The following is an 18,815-nucleotide window of genomic DNA, read 5'->3' on the forward strand; positions in this document are numbered from 1 at the left end:
GACTCAGAGGAGCTCGAGGTTGTTCTTCAGCTCCAGCGGCGTGACCTGCCCGCGGTAGGCCTCCCACTCCTTGCGCTTGTTGAGCAGCACGTAGTTGAAGACCTGCTCGCCGAGCGTCTCGGCGACCAGCTCGGAGCCCTCCATGAACTCCAGCGCGTGGTCGAGGCTCGCCGGAAGCGCCGAGTAGCCCAGCGCACGACGTTCGGCATCGCTCAGAGCCCACACGTTGTCCTCGGCCTCGGGCGGGAGCTCGTAGCCCTCCTCGATGCCCTTGAGTCCGGCGGCGAGCATGAGCGCATAGGCCAGGTACGGGTTCGCCGCCGAATCCAGCGCCCGATACTCGACGCGCGACGACTGACCCTTGTTGGGCTTGTACATCGGCACGCGCACGAGCGCCGATCGGTTGTTGTGCCCCCAGGTGATGAAGCTGGGAGCCTCATCGCCGCCCCAGAGCCGTTTGTAGGAGTTGACGAACTGGTTCGTCACGGCCGAGATCTCGTTCGCGTGCCTGAGAAGACCGGCTATGAAGTGCCGACCGGTCTTGGAGAGCTGGTACTTCGCACCCTCCTCGTAGAACGCGTTCTGGTCGCCCTCGAACAGCGACATGTGCGTGTGCATGCCGCTGCCGGGGTGCCCGCTGAGCGGCTTCGGCATGAACGTCGCATAGACGCCCTGCTCGATCGCCACCTCCTTGATTACGGTTCGGAACGTCATGACGTTGTCGGCCGTCGTCAGCGCATCCGCGTAGCGCAGATCGATCTCGTTCTGTCCCGGCCCGCCCTCGTGGTGGCTGAACTCGACCGAGATGCCAAGGTCTTCCAGCATCCGCACCGAACGACGGCGGAAGTCGTGCGCCGTGCCGCCCGGCACGTTGTCGAAGTAGCCGGCCGAGTCCACGGGCACGGGGCCGTCCGGGCCGAACGACGAGGACTTCAGCAGATAGAACTCGATCTCGGGGTGCGTGTAGAACGTGAATCCGGCATCCGCGGCCTTCGCGAGCGTGCGCTTCAGGACGTGTCGGGGGTCGGCCACGGCAGGCTGCCCGTCCGGCGTCGTCAGGTCGCAGAACATGCGCGCGGTCGGGTCGATCTCACCGCGCCACGGCAGCGTCTGGAACGTCGTCGGGTCGGGCTGAGCCAGCAGATCGGACTCGTAGGAGCGGGTGAGCCCCTCGATCGCCGAGCCATCGAATCCGATGCCCTCCGCGAACGCCCCCTCCACCTCGGCCGGTGCGATCGCCACCGACTTGAGCGTGCCGATCACGTCGGTGAACCACAGCCTCACGAACTTGACGCCGCGCTCCTCGATGGTGCGGAGGACGAAATCCCTCTGCTTGTCCATGACTACTCTGCGCCCTGGCCCTTTGCCTCGTCGCCGGCCGTCTTGGGGGGCGTGACGTCCCACCCCTGCTCCGCGATCTCCTCCTCGGCCCAGGCGCGCGAACGCTCCTTGAGCACCTCGGGCGCGCGGCGGGCTTCGGCTTCCGTGTCGAACGGGCCGATGCGGTCGATGGAGGGCGAGATCATGCCGAACTCGACCTCGCCGGTCTCGGAGTTGTACCAGTACTTGTGGTCGCCGTCAGACATGTCTGCCCCTTCTTCGCGTGATGTCATCGATCCTACTGGCGTGCACCGCGGTCGCTAAGCTATCGCCCATGGCAAAAGCGATCGGCGTCGACATCGGCGGCACGGGTATCAAAGCAGGAATCGTCGACCTCGAGCACGGCACCATGGCGTCCGACAGGGTCCGCGTCCCCACCCCGGAGGGCGCGTCGCCCGAAGACGTCCTCGTCGCCGTGCAGACCGTTCTGAAGACGCTCGACGTGCACGAGTCGACCCTCCCGCTCGGCGTCGCCTTCCCGGCCATCGTGAAGCGGGGAAAGACGCTCTCCGCCGCCAACGTCTCCAAGGAGTGGGTCGACTTCGACGCCGAACGCTTCTTCCGAGACGGACTCGGGCGCAACATCGTCTTCGTGAACGACGCCGACGCGGCGGGAGTCGCCGAAGCGCGACACGGCGCGGCCAGGGACGTGCGTGGATTCACCCTGCTGACCACGCTCGGCACCGGGATCGGATCCGCCTTCATCAACGACGGCGTGCTGCTGCCGAACACCGAGCTCGGCCACCTGAACTTCCGCGAGTACGAGTCGGTGGAGACCTGGGCGGCGACGTCGGCGCGCGAGCGCGAAGGCCTCACCTGGGCCGAGTGGGCCGAGCGTCTGCAGGCGTTCTACTCGCACATCGAGTTCCTCTTCAGCCCCGACCTGTTCGTGGTCGGTGGCGGCGTCTCGAAGAACGCCGGAGACTTCCTCCCCCTGCTCGACCTCAAGACCCCGATCGTCCCGGCGATCCACCGCAACAACTCGGGCATCATCGGCGCCGCGTCGCTCGCCGGCGACTGATCACCGCATGCGGAGAAGGCCCCGCATCGGATGCGGGGCCTTCTTCATGTCTGAGGCGAATGGGCCGACCTGTACGCCGGGTTCTGTTCCGGGGTTCTTCGCCCCTTCGACGGCCATCTCTCTCGGCGACACGTTGCCGTGGCACTCTAGCGGTCTACCCGAGGACTCGGCGAGCCGCGTCAACATCCTCTGTCTGACCTTGCTCCGGACGAGGTTTACCTGGCGGGCCATGTCACCATGACCCCCGGTGGTCTCTTACACCACCCTTTCACCCTTACCCCTTGCGGGGCGGTCTGCTCTCTGTGGCACTTTCTCGCGGATTGCTCCGGGTGGGCGTTACCCACCGTCCTGCCCTGAGGAGCCCGGACGTTCCTCGGTGCGGTTGCCCGCCACGCGACCGTCCAGTCGACCCATTCGCACATCCAGTCTACGTTCTCCGGTTGCGCCCTTCGGCGGTCACTTCTCGGCCGACTCCGCGATGCGCAGATCGAGCGGCACGTCGATCGGGAACGAGCCGAACAAGCGGGTCGTGGCGACCGCCGCAGCATCGCGCACGGCTGCGGCCGCGACATCCGCGTGCTCCTGCGGAACGTGCAGGATGACCTCGTCGTGCAGGAAGAACGCCAGGTGCGGTGAGTGGGCGAACGGGCCGGACGCCGGCGCCTCGGCGAAGCCCTCCGGAATCTGCTGGAGACGGTGCCGGATCTCGGCGAGCCAGATCAGCGACCACTCCGCCGCGGTCCCCTGCACCACGAAGTTGCGTGTGAACCTGCCCCAGTCCCGCGCTCTTCGCCGCGCGAGCGCCACGACCGCGGGGTCGGCGTCGGCACCGGTCGCCTCGGACTGCAGCCGCATCCACTCCGCCGAAGGGCGGGGCGAGGAGCGCCCGAGCCAGGTCGAGACGACGCCGCCGTCCTCGCCGGTCCGGGCGGCCGCGTCGACCAGCGCCATGGCGCGCGGATACACCTTGCGCAGACGCGGCACGAGACGACCGCTGTCGCCCGTCGTGGCTCCGTACATCGCACCGAGCACCGCGTACTTCGCCTCTTCCCTGGTCGCGACCGCGCCGGAGGCGACCACGCCCGCATAGAGGTCGCTCCCCCGGGCGGCTCGCGCCATCGCCTCATCGGACGCCATCGCCGCGAGCATCCGGGGCTCGAGCTGCGCGACGTCCGCGACGACGAGCGTCCAGCCGGGGTCGGCGCGCACCGCGGGTCGCAGGCTGCGCGGCAGCTGCAGCGCCCCTCCTCCGGCCGACGCCCATCGCCCTGTGACGACGCCGCCCGGGATGTACACGGGTCGGAATCGCCCGTCGCGCACCCACTCGCCGAGCCACGTCCAGCCGTTGGCACTCAGCAGCCGGGAGAGCTTCTTGTAGGCCAGCAGCGGCTCGATGACCGGGTGATCGTGCTCAGCGAGCTGCCATCGACTCGTCGACTCGACATGCACACCGACGCGATGCAACGCCCGCAGCAGCTTCGGCTGACTGTCGAGGTGGAGCGAGGTGTCGCCGAGGAGCGCGCGCACCCGATCCCCGAGCTCGACCATGCGGCTCGGGAGTCCCCCCGCGACCGGCCGCGTACCCAGCGTCTCGGTCAGGATCGCGTCATGCACGCGAGGATCCCACGGGAGTCCGGCGACCCGCATCTCCTCCGCGATCAGCCCGCCCGCGGACTCCGCGGCGCACAGCAGTGTCAGGCGGCCGTCCGGCGCGGCGGCGATCACCGCGCGCTGGGCCCGGTACTGCGCGAGCGCCGCCTCGATCGCCGCCTCGCCGCCCGCCTCCTCGAACACATCGAACAGCGAGGGGGCCGCGACGCTCTGCTCTCGACGCTCCCATCCTGCCGCGGCAGGAAGCGGTGAGGTCACGGATGCCGTGTCACGCAGGATCGCGTGGCACAGGACCAGGTCGTGACTGCGACCGATGCGCACGCCTTCGGCGAGGAGCACCGCGTAGGTCTCGGCCGCGGTGCGGATGATCCATCGGGGCGCATCGGATTCCTCGACCGACGAGACCCATTCCGCGAGCTCAGCCGCACGCAGGTGCGTGCGCGCATGCTCCTCGTCGTTCTCATCGAGCTCGATCGCGGTGTAGTCCTGTGGACCGACCGAGATCAGCGCGATCCTCCGTTCGCCGCCCGACGCCGGCACCGTCATGGCCGATGCGTACGGGCGCTGCTCATGCGAGCCCGGACTCCTCGGTGCGCACCAGGATGCACCCGCACTCGGGGCACGAGACCACGACGTCGTCGGCGGCGCGGCGGATGTCGTTCAGGTCGGTGCTGGGCAGCAGGATGCGGCAGCCCTCGCAGGTGCCGCGTGTGAGGAGAGCAGCACCGGCGCTGTTCGTGGCACGACGCGCGTATTCGGCGAGGAGATCCGGCGCCACGGACTCGGCCACGGCGGCACGGTCGCGGTCGAGCTGCGCGCCGAGCTCGGTCGCGGCAGCCACGTCGGCCTTGGCCTGCGCCGTGAGGGCGGATCCCTCCGCGGTCGTCGTGTCGAGGAGAGCCTGCTGCGCGGCGACGGCAGCCTCTGCCTCTTCGAGCCGACCCATCACGTCGAGCTCGGCATCCTCCAGGTCGCTCTGCCGACGCGCGAGACTCGCCAGCTCGTTCTCGAGCGCCTGGGCGTCCTTCGGGCTGGTCGCGACGGCCAGGCGTTCGGCATCGCGGTTGCGGCGCTGCTCGACGACCTTCACGTCGGACTCGAGTCGGGTGAGCTCGGTGCGCACGTCGTCACGCGTGCCGGTGAGCGAGGTCAGCTCGCGGAGCTGCTCCTGGCGGATTGCGACGAGCTCGGTGATCCGCCCCGCCTGGCTCGGCTTCGTACGGGCGCGCTCGGCCTGCGCGATGCGCCGGTCGAGGTCGGCGATGTCGAGCAGGGTGCGCTGGTTCTCGGGGCTGGCGTTCACGTACTCAAATCTAGTCGCTGTGGCGACATCCGCCCATCAGCGCACCTCGCCGTCGACGTAGTACCAGTGCCGGTCCTCGCGCACGAAGCGGCTGCGCTCATGCAGCGAGCCCCGCTCCGCGCCCTGACGCCAGTACGCCTCGAACTCGACCACCCCGTCGCGGTCGAAGGGTCCGCCGGCCTCACGATCGATCACGAGCAGCCGTCGCCACTCGAGGTCGGACTCGAAGCCGATCGTCCGCGGCCGGGTCGTGGCGTGCCAGGTGCGCAGCAGGTGCTCCGCATCCTCGAGGGCGAACGCCGTGTAGCGGGACCTCATCAGCCGTTCGGCCGTCGGCGCGGGCGCACCCGCGAGGATCGGACCGCAGCACGCGTCGAAGGCGTCTCCCGAGAAGCAGGGGCAGCGTCGGGCATCCGTCATGAGAGCGCGATGATCAGGGTCATGAGGGCCAGCATCGCGCATACCGGCGTCATCGTCCAACGCTCCGGGCGGCTGCGGGAGATCCCGTTGAGCACGACACCGACCGCGAAGTACGCGAACAGGATCCAGGTGAGCACCATGACCGGCGCACCCTCGCGGCCGGGTAGCACCCCGCCGCGGCTGAGCAGCAGCGCGGCGAACGCGACGTAGAGCACCACCGCGACGATGCTCCCGACCCGCAGGCGTCGCGGGAGGACGCGGTGCGCACCTCCCCAGGCGAACCGTCCCCAGGGTGCCCCGGACGCCAGCGCCGTCTGGAACACGACGCCCGCTGCGAGCAGACCGAGGGCGAAGATCAGCGCGACCGTGGTCATGCTGGCCCGTCGATCTCGTCGAGCCAGGCGAGCCCGAGCGCGTGGGAGCGGATGCCGTAGTCGAGCGTGGCGCGCTGATACCGGAAGACGTCGACAACGGAACCAGGGACCTCGATCGCATCGAGCTCGTCGGCCAGGGACCGCAGACGTTCGGCGTCCTCGACGACGCGTGCGCGGATCACGGCGACGCAGGATGATCGTTCGCTCGGCGGCAGGTGACCGAGCAGGTAGATCCGGGCCAGCATCAGCTGCTCCGCGTCGGCTCCGGTCACCGGGGTCAACATCCACTCGTACCAGGCGGCGCGTCCGGAATCCGTGATGACGTACAGCTTCTTGCGACGCCGGGTGTCCGGTGCGTCCTCGGTCCGCGCCCACCCCTGCGCCTCCAGCTGGCGCAGGGCGCGCTGGATACTGCCGAAGCTCGCCGCGTAGAAGAGGGAGATACCGGCACTGAAGCGCTTGTGCACGTCGTACAGCGCCAGCGGGGCGTCGAGGAGGATGCCCAGGATGAGGAACTGCATGGTCTCATATATACCCCTTAGGAATATATGAGGCAAGCCCTACGCTGAGATCACCCCACCGAAGGAGCCACCATGACCACTGTCCCCACCTTCACCGCATACAACGGCTTCGCCCTTCCGGCCATCGGCCTCGGGACATACGGGCTCAACGGCGATGCCGGTGCGGAAGCCGTGGCCGGGGGCATCGACGCGGGATACCGTCTCATCGACACGGCCTTCAACTACGAGAACGAGGGCTCGGTCGGTCGCGGGGTCGCCGCGTCCGACGTGGCGCGTGCGGAGATCATCGTCACCACCAAGCTCCCCGGACGCCACCACCCGACCGCGAAGGCACGCACCAGCATCGAGGAGAGCCGGTCACGACTCGGCCTCGACATCACCGATCTGCACCTCATCCACTGGCCCAACCCGAGTCAGGACGAGTACGTCCAGGCGTGGGCCGCTCTCGTCGATGCGCAGGCGCGCGGCGTGGTCCGGCAGATCGGCGTCTCGAACTTCCTTCCCGAGCACCTCGAGCGCCTCGAGCGCGAGACGGGCGTGCGTCCGGTCGTGAACCAGATCGAGGTGCATCCGTACTTCCCGCAGGACGAGCAGCTGGCGTACCACCGCGAGCACGGCATCCTCACCGAGGCGTGGAGCCCGCTGGGTCGCGCGAAGGAACTGCTGGACGAGCCGGAGATCCTCCAGGTTGCGGCCGCGCACGGCATCACGCCCGCCCAGACTGTACTCGCCTGGCACGTCGCCCGCGGCACGGTCTCGATCCCGAAGGCCTCGTCACTCGCGCACCAGACCGCCAACCTCGTGGCAGCCGAGACCGTGCTCGACGATGCCGAGGTCACCGCGATCGCAGCGCTCGGGCGCCCGGACGGCCGACTGTTCGGAGCGGACCCGCGCACGCACGAGGAGTCCTGACGCACCTCAGACGGTCTGCGTCCCCAGCACCCGCAGGAACTCGAGCTTGCTCGCCGCCTCGCTCCCCGGCGCGGCCGTGAGCACGATCAGGGCCTGCGACTCGTCCTCGGTGAACAGCGCCTGGCAGTCGACCTCGATCTCACCGAGTTCCGGGTGCACCATCACCTTGTGCTGCTCGAACCGGCGACTCACCTCGTGCGCTTCCCACAGCTCGACGAACTCCGGGCTGCGCGCCGAGAGCTCCGCGACGATCTCGCCCGCCCGCGACCGTGCGCCCATCACCCCGTGGGCTGCGCGGAGCGAGGCGACGAGCGCCCGGGACTGCCGCGCATGGTCGTTGTCCCGGTACCGACGACGCTCGGTCTCGGGGTGCGCGAACCAGCGGTAGATGCCGCTGCGGTCGAGACCGGTGAGACCGCTCGCATCGCCGATGAGCGCACGTGCCGCGTCGTTCTGCACCAGCACTTCGTCGAGCACCGACACCACGAATGCGGGTGTGTCGTGCAGGCGGTCGAGCACCCGGAGGATGCCGGGGCGGACGTAGTCCGTGACATGCGCGCGATCGGGCGCACTGTGACCGCAGAGCCGGAACAGATAGTCGCGCTCGTCTTCGGTCAGCCGCAGCGCTCGCGCCAGGGCCGCGAGGATCTGCACGCTCGGCTGGGGGCCGCGCCGCTGCTCGAGGCGCGTGTAGTAGTCGGTCGACATGGTCGCCAGCTGCGCCACCTCTTCGCGGCGGAGTCCCGTCGTGCGCCGTCGCGCCCCGGCCGACAGGCCGACGTCGGCGGGCGTCAGCGCCTCCCGTCGACGAAGGAGGAACTCGGCAAGCGCATCACGATCCACCTCTGAAGTATCCCCCGCCGCCACGACCCGATCCAGGGACGCCCGATCCCTGGATGAGCGCTCTCTGGAGCCGACCCGACACCCGCCGGAGGCTGGGAGCATGAACATCAGCGGAAACACCATCTTCATCCCCGGCGCGACCAGCGGCATCGGTCTCGCGCTCGCCGTCCGACTGCACGAGCGTGGGAACACGGTGATCGTGGGCGGCCGCCGCGAGGAGCTGCTCGCCGAGATCGCCAGCGCGCATCCCGGCATCCACACGGTGCGCATCGACGCCGCCGACGCCCAGAGCATCCGCGACGCCGCGCGCGAGGTGCTCGCCGCCCACCCCTCCCTCAACGTGCTCGTCACGATGGCAGGTGTCATGCGCGCCGAGGACTGGAGCACGCCCTCCGGGTTCCTCTCGACGGCCGAGGAGACCGTCACCACGAACATCCTCGGGCCCATCCGACTCATCGCCGCGTTCATCGACCACCTGCGGGCGCAGCCGGACGCCACGATCATGACGGTCTCCTCCGGGCTCGCTTTCGCCCCGTTGCGGGTCACGCCGTCGTACAACGCCAGCAAAGCGGCGATCCACATGCTCAGCGAATCGCTGCGCCTGCAGCTCGCGGACACCACGGTGTCGGTGCAGGAGCTGGAGCCGCCTGCCGTGCGCACCGCACTCATGCCCGGCCACGAGGAGAACGAGGCCGCGATGCCGCTCGACGAGTTCATCGACGAGGTGATGACCTTGATCGAGACGCAGCCGGACGCCAGGGAGATCCAGGTCGAACGGGTGAAGTTCCTCCGCTACGGCGAGGCCCGCGGCGACTACCCGCAGGTCGTCGCGACCCTGAACCGGACCGACCCGCACGGAAACTGACGAGGCACGGGCATCGGCCGCGTGCCGACGCCCCGGCTCACGGGCGCAGCGAGGCCGCGGCCGCGGTCAGCGCATCGGCCGACTGGCGCAGCAGTGCGAGCTCCTCGTCGGAGAACGACGTGTTCCGGATCGGCACGGCCCCCGACGCGCTCACGATCGAAGGCACCGAGAGAGCGACACCGTCGATCCCGTGGAAGTCGCGGAGCACCGTGCTCACCGGCATGACGGCATGCTCATCCCGCAGGATGGCTTCCACGATCCGCGCGCTGGACAGGCCGATCGCGTAGTTGGTGGCCCCCTTGCCGAGGATGACCTTGTAGGCGGCGTCGCGCACGTCGACGGCGATCTCCTGGAGCTCGTCGAGCGTGAAGCGCGGGTGATCCGGGGTCTCCCACTCCATGATCGGCACCGTGCCGATCGTCGCCCGCGACCACAACGGGAACTCCGTGTCGCCGTGCTCGCCGATGATGTGCGCGTGGACGCTGGCCGTGGACACGCCGGCCCGCTCCCCCAGCTTCCAGCGCAGACGAGACGTGTCGAGCACCGTCCCCGAGGCGAAGATGCGCTCGGGTGGAAGCCCCGTCTCCTCCTGGGCGATGACGGTCAGCACGTCGCACGGGTTGGTCACGATCACATAGATCGCGTTCGGAGCCACCTCCAGCAGGTCGGGCATCATGCGACGGATGATGCCCGCGTTGACCTCGGCGAGCTCGATGCGGGTCTGGCCGGGCTTCTGCTTCGCACCCGCGGTGATGACCACCACGTGCGATCCCGCTGCGACCGAGATGTCGCTGCCGCCGATGATGTCGCTCGACCCGGTGAACTGCGTGCCGTGCGCGAGATCGAGCACCTCGGCTTCGACCTTCGCCGTCGCGATGTCGTACAGCGCCACGTGGCGCGCCGATCCGCGGATCAGCGCTGCATACGCGACGCTCGATCCCACACTTCCCGCGCCGACGACCGTGAGCTTCGAGTTCTCGATGATCTCCATGCGCACAGTCTTGCAGTGCGACGCCCCCAACTGGGAGGCCTCACCCGGACGAGACTCAGAGCGCCGCGGCGACTGCTTCGGACGCAGCGCGATGGGTGAAGACGAAGCCTGACCGCTCCAGCACCTGCGGGCGAACGTCGGCGTCGGGCAGCAGCAGCGACTCCGCTGCGTCGCCGAGGGCGAGGCGCAAGGCCCACGCCGGTGCGGGAAGCCAGAACGGACGGTGCATCCGCGTGGCGAGGGCGCGGCCGATGTCGTTCGCGGAAGCCGACGTGGGCCCGGTGAGGTTGACCGGTCCGGCGATCTTCGCGTCCACGACGTGCCGGATCGCGCGCACCTCGTCGTCGAGCGAGATCCACGGCCAGATCTGGGTGCCGCGCCCGAGGGGACCCGAGACACCGAGACGGGTCAGCGTGATCAGAGGTTTCAGCACTCCGCGACGGTGGACGACAGGAGCCGTCCGCAGCAGGGCGACCCTGGTGTGATCCTGTGCCCGGCGCGCCTCCGCCTCCCAGCGCACCGTGAGGTCGGCGAGGAACGTCTGACCTGCGGCGGAATCCTCGGTCAGGGTCTCACCGGGCGCGGAACCGTAGTAGCCGACAGCAGACGCCGATACGAGGGCAGGCGCATCCGCCCGCAGCGCTCGCAGTGCCGTGGTGATCGTGCGGGTCGCCTGCAGGCGCGAATCGACGAGCTCGCGCCGATACGCGCGCGTCCACGGCAGCCGTCCGACACTGGCACCACCGAGTGCGATCACGGCCTCGGCACCGGCGAGCACGTCGGGATCGAGGGGTCGCTCCCCCGGCATCCACTGCGCCTCGCTGTCGAGGCGAGGTGCACGCCGTACGAGGGTCGTGACCTCGACACCGTCAGCGCGCAGCGAAGCGGCCAAGGCGGCACCGATCAGCCCCGATGCCCCGCTGATGACGATGCGTCGCGCCATTGTGCTCGCTCCCGGTCCTTCGATCGTGTCCCGCACCACGGTACGCCCCTTGTGCGCGGGAGATCGACGACGGCGCGAGGTCAGCTCCCGGCGGCTCCGGTGACGACCCCCGCCAGTGCTCGGAAGGCCGCATCTGCGGGGTGGGCGTCGGGAACGTTCGACTCGTTCATGTACACCACGATGTTCGCGCCCGACACCGGGTCATGGAAGGTCGCGGCGGTGAACCCGACTCCTTCACCGTTGTGCCCCCACCAGCCGTCGGTCTCTCCCATCCCCACGGCGTACTCGTCGTACGGCGGCTGCGGGATCGGATGCCCGACCTGACGCAGCTTCTGGGTCTCGGGAGTGAGCAGCGCACCGGTGCCGAGGGTCTCGGCCCACACCCGGCCGTCGTCGAGCGTCGAGAACATCGCCCCCGCTGCGCCGAGGATCGAGGGGTTCTCGGTCTGCGGCTGCAGCGCACCGTCGATCGTCATGTACCCGATCGCGTGCGGGGTCGCCCAGTCGGCCACGTCGGCGACGTAGGCCGTCCCGCTCTGTCCGAGCGGGGTGAGGATGCGCTCGTCGAGCACCTCCGCATACGGCTTCCCGGTGACCTTCTCGATGACGGCGCCGAGCAGGTTCGTGTTGGCGTTGGTGTAGCGGTATTCGGTGCCGGGCGCGAACTGCGCGGGCTTGCCGAGCGCGAAGGCGTTCAGCTCATCGATCGTGTAGATCTTCTCGGGGTCGACGCTGAAGTCGGCGAGGAACTCGTCATCGACGTAGTCGGCGTTCCCGCTCGACATGTTCGCGAGTTCGAGCAGGGTGATCTCCCCGCCGTCGGTGACGCCCTCGACGTACTCGTCGATCGTGTCATCGAGGCTGACCTCCCCCTCGTCGACCAACTGCAGCAGGAGCGTCACGGTGTAGGACTTGGTGATGCTGCGGATCGGCCACGTCATGTCGACCGTGACGGGGACGTCGCCCTCCCTGTCGGCGACGCCCACGGCCGTCGTCCACGACCCTTCTCCCGGGATCCAGACGCCGGCGGCCGCGCCCGGGACGTCGTACTCGCTCATGACCTGCTCCAGCGCATCCTGCAGTTGCGCCTGGAGGTCCGCGGGCAGCTCGCCTTCCGGTGCCGCCGGCCGGGTGACTGCGTTCGTCGGCGTCGCTGTGGCGACGGGAGCCGCTGTGCCGGCGCATCCGACGGTCACGAGGGCGGCCATCCCGAGCGCCGTCATCCCTACGATCCGCGGGTTTCGTACACGTGCATCGAGGGGCATGGTGACCTTCCTGGGCGATCGTGTCTCCGGCGCGACGAGCGCCACGGACACCAGAGTCCTCCAGAGGGAGAGGACTCGACAAGAGACCTGAGTCCTGGTTTCGCTGGCGGAAGGATCGACACACGACGCAGGTGCACAGGGATACGAGGTGGGCCCTGCCGGGATCGAACCGACGACATCCACGGTGTAAACGTGGCGCTCTACCAGCTGAGCTAAAGGCCCTGGTGCCGTCAGTCTATCGGTCGCCCGGTGCGCACCCGTGTCGTGGAAGAGGGATAGGCTGATGGCGGCGCGCGTTGTGCACAGCTGACAAGGCTGCCCGTGTCGCTTCCCGTTTCCTTGGCATGACCTGCCAGCTTGACGAAAGGTTCCCCCGTGACCGTGCACGACCAGGATCCGTACTCCCAGGGCCCCCTCGACAGCGATCCGGAGGAGACCGGCGAGTGGCAGCAGTCCCTCGATGAGCTGGTCGATGCCAAGGGCCATGGCCGAGGCCGCGAGATCATGCTCAGCCTGCTCAAGCGCTCGAAGGAGCTGCACCTGGGCGTGCCGATGGTCCCGACGACGGACTACATCAACACGATCGCTCCCGAGAACGAGCCCGAGTTCCCCGGAGACGAAGAGGTCGAGCGCCGCTACCGCGCCTGGATCCGGTGGAACGCCGCGATCACGGTCCACCGCGCACAGCGTCCCGGCATCGGCGTCGGTGGCCACATCTCGACGTACGCCTCGTCGGCGGCACTCTACGAAGTCGGCTTCAACCACTTCTTCAAGGGTGCGGACAACCCCGGCGGTGCCGACCAGATCTTCATCCAGGGTCACGCCTCCCCCGGCACCTACGCCCGCTCCTTCCTCGAAGGACGCCTGAGCGAGGACCAGCTCGACGGGTTCCGCCAGGAGAAGTCGCACGCCCCGTACGGCATCCCCTCCTACCCGCACCCGCGCCTGATGCCCGAGTACTGGCAGTTCCCGACCGTGTCGATGGGCCTCGGGCCGATCAACGCGATCTACCAGGCCATGTCGAACAAGTACCTGGAGAACCGCGGCATCAAGGACACCTCCCAGTCGCACGTCTGGGCGTTCCTCGGCGACGGCGAGATGGACGAGGTCGAGAGCCGCGGACAGCTGCAGGTCGCCGCCAACGAGGGTCTCGACAACCTCACCTTCGTCGTGAACTGCAACCTGCAGCGCCTCGACGGCCCGGTGCGCGGAAACGGCAAGATCATCCAGGAGCTGGAGTCGTTCTTCCGCGGCGCCGGCTGGAACGTCATCAAGGTGGTCTGGGGTCGCGAGTGGGACGACCTGCTCGCCCGCGACACCGAGGGTGCGCTGCTCAACCTCATGAACGTCACCCCCGACGGTGACTACCAGACGTACAAGGCCGAGTCCGGTGCCTACGTCCGTGAGCACTTCTTCGGACGCGACGAGCGCGCCGCGGCCCTCGTCAAGGACTACTCCGACGACGACATCTGGAACCTCAAGCGCGGTGGTCACGACTACCGAAAGGTGTACGCCGCATTCAAGGCCGCGACCGAGCACAAGGGCAAGCCCACCGTCATCCTCGCGAAGACCGTCAAGGGCTACGGCCTCGGACCACACTTCGAGGGCCGCAACGCGACCCACCAGATGAAGAAGATGACGCTGGACAACCTCAAGACGTTCCGCGACGCGATGCACATCCCGATCACGGATGCCCAGCTCGAAGAGAACCCGTACCTGCCCCCGTACTACAACCCGGGGCCGCAGGACGAGACGATCCAGTACATGCTCGAGCGCCGTCAGTCACTCGGCGGCTTCCTGCCGGAGCGCCGTTCGACGCACGTCGGCCTGTCGCTTCCGGACGACAGCGCCTACGCACTGCCGAAGAAGGGCTCGGGCACGCAGGAGATCGCCACCACGATGGCGTTCGTCCGACTGCTGAAGGATCTGCTGCGCGCGAAGGACTTCGGCCACCGCATCGTCCCGATCATCCCGGACGAAGCGCGCACGTTCGGCATGGACGCCTACTTCCCGACGGCGAAGATCTACAACCCGAACGGCCAGCACTACACGTCGGTCGACCGTGAGCTGCTCCTCGCCTACAAGGAGAGCCCGCAGGGTCAGATCGTGCATGTCGGCATCAACGAGGCCGGTGCTCTCGCGGCCTTCACCGCCGCAGGCACGTCGTACGCCACCCACGGCGAACCGCTGATCCCGGTCTACCTCTTCTATTCGATGTTCGGGTTCCAGCGCACGGGCGACGCGCAGTGGGCGGCCGGCGACCAGATGGCGCGCGGCTTCATCATGGGCGCCACGGCCGGTCGCACCACCCTCACGGGTGAGGGCCTGCAGCACGCGGACGGTCACTCGCACCTGCTCGCGGCGACCAACCCGGCCACGGTCTCGTACGACCCCGCCTACGGCTACGAGATCGCGCACATCGTGCGTTCGGGCATCGAGCGCATGTACGGCGGACAGCACGAGGACCCGAACGTGATGTACTACCTCACGCTCTACAACGAGCCCCTCGTGATGCCCGCCGAACCGGCGGACGTGGATGTGGACGGCATCGTCCGCGGTATCCACCGTGTCTCGGTCGGCGAGGGCGAGGGCCACCGCGCCCAGTTGTTCGCGTCGGGAGTCGGACTCCCCTGGGCCCTCGAGGCGCAGGAGCTTCTGAAGAACGACTGGGGCGTGATCGCCGACGTCTGGTCGGTCACCTCGTGGACCGAGCTGCGCCGCGACGGCCTCGCCGCCGACGAGCACAACTTCCTGCACCCCGAGGCTGAGCCGCGCACCGCGTACCTCACCGAGAAGCTGCAGGGCGCCGAGGGTCCGGTCGTCGCCGTGAGCGACTTCATGCACGCCGTGCAGGACCAGATCCGCCCGTGGGTTCCGAACCGCTTCGCCACGCTCGGTGCCGACGGCTTCGGCTTCTCCGACACCCGTGCCGCCGCGCGTCGCTTCTTCAAGATCGACGGCCCGTCGATCGTCGTCCGCACGCTGCAGTCGCTCGCGGAAGACGGCAAGGTCGACCGCGCGCTCGCAGCCCAGGCGATCGAGAAGTACCGTCTGCACGACGTGAACGCCGGAACCAGCGGCAACGCGGGCGGCGAAAGCTGAGCCCTCGGTGACAGGTTCTTCTCCCTCCGGCATGGACAAGGCCGCGACGCTCACCTGGCTGCGCCGGATCTCCGGCGACATCGCCTCGGTGACGATCAAGCGCCTGGAGGACACCCTCCCGTGGTACGCCGACATGCCACCAGCCCGCCGCTCGGCGGTCGGGCTGGTGGCCCAGGCCGGCATCACGTCGTTCATCCAGTGGTATGAAGACCCGACATCGACGCCGTGGATCGCGGCCGACATCTTCGCTGCGGCCCCGCGCGAGCTGTTGCGCAGCGTGAGCCTGCAGCAGACCCTGCAGCTGATCCGCGTGACGGTCGAGGTCACCGAAGAACGCGTCGCCGGGCGTGGCGAGGACCTCCGTGAGGCGATCCTGCTCTACTCCCGCGATGTGGCGTTCGCTGCGGCCGACGTCTACGCCAGGGCGGCCGAGGCGCGTGGCCTCTGGGACGCTCGCCTCGAGGCCCTGGTCGTGGACTCGATCCTCACCGGCGAAGCCGACGAGGAGCTCCCGAGCCGCATCGCTGCACTCGGCTGGCACGGCCACGGCGAGGTCGCGGTGCTGGTGGGGACCACCCCGCCGCAGTTCGACGTCGACCTCGTCCGCCGCACCGCGAGAAAGCTCGCGGTCGACGTGCTCATCGGCGTGCAGGGTTCTCGACTCGTCCTCGTGCTCGGACGCGCCCGCGTCGAGGGCCAGGAGGGCGAGGAGGAAGAACTCGGCTTCCAGGAGATCGCCTCCCGTCTGGAGCCTTCGTTCGGTCCGGGCTACGTCGTGCTCGGCCCTGCCGTCGCGGCACTCGTCGACGCGAGCCAGAGTGCACGCGCAGCCCTCGCCGGATTCGCGGTCGCCCGTGCCTGGCGCGGAGCTCCCCGCCCCGTCGAGGCCGACGATCTCCTCCCGGAGCGCGCCCTCGCCGGAGATCCGCTCGCGAAGCAGACTCTGATCGAGCGCATCTTCCGTCCTCTGCAGGCGCACTCCACCGATCTGGTGACCACGCTCTGGAGCTACCTCGACAACGGGCGCTCACTGGAGGCCACGGCGCGCGAGCTCTTCGTGCACCCGAACACCGTGCGCTACCGCCTCAAGCGTGTGAGCGAGGTGATCGGCTGGGATGCCACGGGTCCGCGCGAGGCTCTCATACTGCAGACCGCGCTCATCCTGGGCTCGATCGGTGCGGCAGAGCAGGTGCGCCGCCGTCCCCCGCTGCGACGCCCACAACGCTGACCCGACCCGGCTTTCTGTACGCCACACACAAGGGTTTCTCGCAATCTTGTGATGCATCATCCACCGCTCTGCCGCAATCGTTGGCAGACTGGGTGGGTGATTGTCGTCGTATGCCCTGGACAGGGCTCGCAGACCCCCGGTTTCCTCGCCCCCTGGCTCGAGCTCGACGGGGTGGCCGAGCGCCTCGCCGCGTACTCGGACGCCGCCCAGGTCGATCTTCGCGAGCACGGCACCGTGTCAGACGCCGACACGATCCGCGACACCCGCGTCGCGCAGCCGCTCATCGTGGCGGCATCCCTGATCGCCGCGGATGCGCTCTCGCAGCGTGCCGGCCGACGCGCCGATGGTATCGCCGGCCACTCGGTCGGTGAGATCGCCGCCCTCGTCGGCAGCAACGTGATCGACGCCGAGACCGGCATGCGCCTCGTCGGCATCCGTGGACGTGCGATGGCCGATGCCGCCGCACAGACCCCGACCGGCATGAGCGCGGTCCTCGGCGGCGACGAGGATGCGCTCCTCGCCCGCCTCGCCGAGCTCGACCTCAGTCCCGCCAACTACAACGGCGGCGGGCAGATCGTGGTCGCCGGAGCTCTCCCCGCACTCGCCGCTCTCGCGGACGAGCCCGTCAAGGGTACCCGCGTCATCCCGCTGCAGGTGGCCGGGGCGTTCCACACCCGATACATGGCCTCGGCCGTCGCGGCCCTCCGTGACGCGGTCGCCGACGTCACGCCCGCGAACCCCGACATCACCCTCTGGTCGAATCGTGACGGCTCCGCGGTCACCGACGGCGCGCAGGCACTCGACTACCTCGTCGACCAGGTGTCATCGCCGGTGCGCTGGGACCTGTGCATGCAGTCGTTCGCCGACGCGGGCGTCACGGGTGTGATCGAGCTCGCTCCCGCGGGGGCCCTGGTCGGACTCGCCAAGCGCGGCCTCCGGGGTGTGCCGACCGTCGCCGTGAAGACCCCCGAAGATCTTGATGCAGCCGTCGCGCTGCTGAACGGAGAAGCCGCATGAGCGCCACGCTCGCCCAGATCACCGGCCCCGCCTACACCCGTATCTACGCGTACGGTGCGGCCCGCGGCGAGAACGCCGTCCCCAATGAGGACCTCATCGGGCCGATCGACTCGAGCGACGAGTGGATCCGCCAGCGCACCGGCATCGTCACCCGTGCCCGCGCCGACAAGGGCACGGATGCGATCGACCTCGCGACCACCGCAGCCGCCGAGGCCATCGCGAAGTCGGGCGTCGCTGCCGATCAGGTCGATCTGGTGATCGTCGCGACCATCAGCAACCCGAAGCAGACGCCGTCGGTCTCGGCCATCGTTGCCGACCGTGTCGGCGCGAACCCCGCTGCGGCCTACGACATCAACGCCGCCTGCGCGGGGTACGCCTACGCGATCGCGCAGGCGGACGCCCTCATCAAGGCCGGCGCCGCTCGCTACGCCCTCGTGATCGGCACCGAGAAGTTGTCTGACGTCGTCGACCCGACCGACCGCAGCATCTCGTTCCTTCTCGGCGATGGCGCGGGCGCCGCACTCATCGGCCCGAGCGACACGCCGGGTATCGCGCCCGCGGTCTGGGGCTCAGACGGCTCGAAGGCCGACGCGGTGGGCATGAACGCGACGCTCACCGAGTTCCGTGACGGCGAGGTACCGTGGCCCACGCTCCGCCAGGAAGGCCAGACGGTCTTCCGCTGGGCGGTGTGGGAGATGGCCAAGGTCGCCCGTGAAGCACTCGACAAGGCCGGCGTCGAGCCGTCCGACATAGCCGCGTTCATCCCGCACCAGGCGAACATGCGCATCATCGACGAGTTCGCCAAGCAGCTGAAGCTGCCCGAGACGACCGTGATCGCCCGCGACATCGAGACCACGGGCAACACCTCCGCCGCGTCGATCCCGCTGGCGAGCCACCGTCTGATGACGGAGCACCCCGAGCTCTCGGGCGGACTCGCGCTGCAGATCGGCTTCGGCGCGGGTCTCGTGTTCGCCGCTCAGGTCGTCGTCCTTCCCTGAGAATGCGCTGACCTTCCCTAG

The 18,815-nt window shown here is 69.0% G+C and carries 18 protein-coding genes, 1 tRNA gene and 1 other RNA gene; 7 read left to right on the forward strand and 13 right to left on the reverse strand.

Translation table 11 applies throughout. The annotated features are described in order from the left end of the window. Nucleotides 1–3: 3 nt before the first annotated feature. Together glnA and WFM69_RS11940 are read right to left on the reverse strand one after the other, a co-directional pair. Complete coding sequence (glnA, locus tag WFM69_RS11935; protein ID WP_337004921.1) at nt 4–1,341, reverse strand: type I glutamate--ammonia ligase; 1,338 nt, start codon at nt 1,339–1,341, stop codon at nt 4–6. Between the two features lie 2 nt (nt 1,342–1,343). Further along, complete coding sequence (locus tag WFM69_RS11940) at nt 1,344–1,586, reverse strand: SPOR domain-containing protein (RefSeq protein ID WP_337004923.1); 243 nt, start codon at nt 1,584–1,586, stop codon at nt 1,344–1,346. 68 nt (nt 1,587–1,654) lie between these two features. On the opposite strand from WFM69_RS11940, the gene ppgK reads away from it, so the two are divergent. Continuing rightward, nucleotides 1,655–2,401: a polyphosphate--glucose phosphotransferase gene (gene ppgK, locus WFM69_RS11945; protein ID WP_337004924.1), complete on the forward strand. Its 747-nt coding sequence runs from the start codon at nt 1,655–1,657 to the stop codon at nt 2,399–2,401. 56 nt (nt 2,402–2,457) lie between these two features. Here ppgK and rnpB read toward each other — a convergent pair. The 6 genes from rnpB to WFM69_RS11975 form a co-directional block, all read right to left on the reverse strand. Further along, nucleotides 2,458–2,814: RNase P RNA component class A (gene rnpB, locus WFM69_RS11950), an RNA gene on the reverse strand. Nucleotides 2,815–2,857: 43 nt separating this feature from the next. Then, nucleotides 2,858–4,558: a bifunctional 3'-5' exonuclease/DNA polymerase gene (locus WFM69_RS11955; protein WP_337004925.1), complete on the reverse strand. Its 1,701-nt coding sequence runs from the start codon at nt 4,556–4,558 to the stop codon at nt 2,858–2,860. A 22-nt stretch (nt 4,559–4,580) separates the two neighbouring features. Then, the gene (locus WFM69_RS11960; protein ID WP_337004927.1) at nt 4,581–5,315 is read right to left on the reverse strand and encodes a zinc ribbon domain-containing protein; all 735 of its coding nucleotides are present in this window, start codon (nt 5,313–5,315) and stop codon (nt 4,581–4,583) included. Nucleotides 5,316–5,351: 36 nt separating this feature from the next. Continuing rightward, a complete protein-coding gene (locus WFM69_RS11965) occupies nt 5,352–5,735 on the reverse strand; it encodes a YchJ family protein (RefSeq protein WP_337004929.1) in 384 nt (127 codons plus the stop codon). Next, complete coding sequence (locus tag WFM69_RS11970; protein WP_337004931.1) at nt 5,732–6,109, reverse strand: hypothetical protein; 378 nt, start codon at nt 6,107–6,109, stop codon at nt 5,732–5,734. The genes WFM69_RS11965 and WFM69_RS11970 overlap by 4 nt, the downstream gene beginning before the upstream one ends. After that, nucleotides 6,106–6,630 (reverse strand): PadR family transcriptional regulator, encoded by a 525-nt coding sequence (locus WFM69_RS11975; RefSeq protein ID WP_337004933.1) that lies wholly within the window; start codon nt 6,628–6,630, stop codon nt 6,106–6,108. Before WFM69_RS11975 ends, WFM69_RS11970 begins: the two co-directional genes overlap by 4 nt. Before the next feature lie 72 nt (nt 6,631–6,702). Here WFM69_RS11975 and WFM69_RS11980 point away from each other — a divergent pair, with 72 nt between their 5' ends. Then, nucleotides 6,703–7,542 carry an aldo/keto reductase gene (locus WFM69_RS11980; protein ID WP_337004935.1) on the forward strand — a complete coding sequence of 280 codons (840 nt, stop codon included), beginning with the start codon at nt 6,703–6,705 and terminating at the stop codon, nt 7,540–7,542. A gap of 6 nt (nt 7,543–7,548) precedes the next feature. Here WFM69_RS11980 and WFM69_RS11985 read toward each other — a convergent pair whose 3' ends face one another. Then, nucleotides 7,549–8,385 (reverse strand): helix-turn-helix transcriptional regulator, encoded by an 837-nt coding sequence (locus tag WFM69_RS11985; RefSeq protein WP_337004937.1) that lies wholly within the window; start codon nt 8,383–8,385, stop codon nt 7,549–7,551. A gap of 100 nt (nt 8,386–8,485) precedes the next feature. Between WFM69_RS11985 and WFM69_RS11990 the strand changes: the two genes are divergently transcribed. Next, nucleotides 8,486–9,250 carry an SDR family oxidoreductase gene (locus tag WFM69_RS11990; RefSeq protein ID WP_337004939.1) on the forward strand — a complete coding sequence of 255 codons (765 nt, stop codon included), beginning with the start codon at nt 8,486–8,488 and terminating at the stop codon, nt 9,248–9,250. Nucleotides 9,251–9,287: 37 nt separating this feature from the next. Here WFM69_RS11990 and WFM69_RS11995 read toward each other — a convergent pair whose 3' ends face one another. From WFM69_RS11995 to WFM69_RS12010, 4 genes are all read right to left on the reverse strand, one after another. Further along, on the reverse strand, nt 9,288–10,241 hold the full coding sequence (locus tag WFM69_RS11995; protein ID WP_337004941.1) for an L-lactate dehydrogenase: 954 nt from the start codon (nt 10,239–10,241) through the stop codon (nt 9,288–9,290). 55 nt (nt 10,242–10,296) lie between these two features. Beyond that, nucleotides 10,297–11,184 carry a TIGR01777 family oxidoreductase gene (locus WFM69_RS12000; protein ID WP_337004943.1) on the reverse strand — a complete coding sequence of 296 codons (888 nt, stop codon included), beginning with the start codon at nt 11,182–11,184 and terminating at the stop codon, nt 10,297–10,299. Nucleotides 11,185–11,264: 80 nt separating this feature from the next. After that, nucleotides 11,265–12,407 carry a serine hydrolase domain-containing protein gene (locus tag WFM69_RS12005; protein WP_337004945.1) on the reverse strand — a complete coding sequence of 381 codons (1,143 nt, stop codon included), beginning with the start codon at nt 12,405–12,407 and terminating at the stop codon, nt 11,265–11,267. 191 nt (nt 12,408–12,598) lie between these two features. After that, nucleotides 12,599–12,671: transfer RNA gene (locus WFM69_RS12010), tRNA-Val, on the reverse strand. Between the two features lie 153 nt (nt 12,672–12,824). On the opposite strand from WFM69_RS12010, the gene aceE reads away from it, so the two are divergent. The 4 genes from aceE to WFM69_RS12030 all read left to right on the forward strand — a co-directional run bounded on the left by aceE (nt 12,825) and on the right by WFM69_RS12030 (nt 18,794). Further along, nucleotides 12,825–15,551, forward strand: a complete 2,727-nt coding sequence (aceE, locus tag WFM69_RS12015; protein ID WP_337004947.1) for a pyruvate dehydrogenase (acetyl-transferring), homodimeric type — start codon at nt 12,825–12,827, stop codon at nt 15,549–15,551. A 31-nt stretch (nt 15,552–15,582) separates the two neighbouring features. Continuing rightward, nucleotides 15,583–16,779 (forward strand): PucR family transcriptional regulator, encoded by a 1,197-nt coding sequence (locus WFM69_RS12020; protein ID WP_337005294.1) that lies wholly within the window; start codon nt 15,583–15,585, stop codon nt 16,777–16,779. A 96-nt stretch (nt 16,780–16,875) separates the two neighbouring features. Next, nucleotides 16,876–17,796, forward strand: coding sequence for an ACP S-malonyltransferase (locus tag WFM69_RS12025; RefSeq protein ID WP_337004949.1), 921 nt, complete (start codon nt 16,876–16,878; stop codon nt 17,794–17,796). Next, a complete protein-coding gene (locus WFM69_RS12030; RefSeq protein ID WP_337004951.1) occupies nt 17,793–18,794 on the forward strand; it encodes a beta-ketoacyl-ACP synthase III in 1,002 nt (333 codons plus the stop codon). The genes WFM69_RS12025 and WFM69_RS12030 overlap by 4 nt, the downstream gene beginning before the upstream one ends. The last annotated feature ends 21 nt before the right edge of the window (nt 18,795–18,815 follow it).

Source organism: Microbacterium sp. LB12 (assembly GCF_037150835.1).
Lineage (GTDB): Bacteria > Actinomycetota > Actinomycetes > Actinomycetales > Microbacteriaceae > Microbacterium.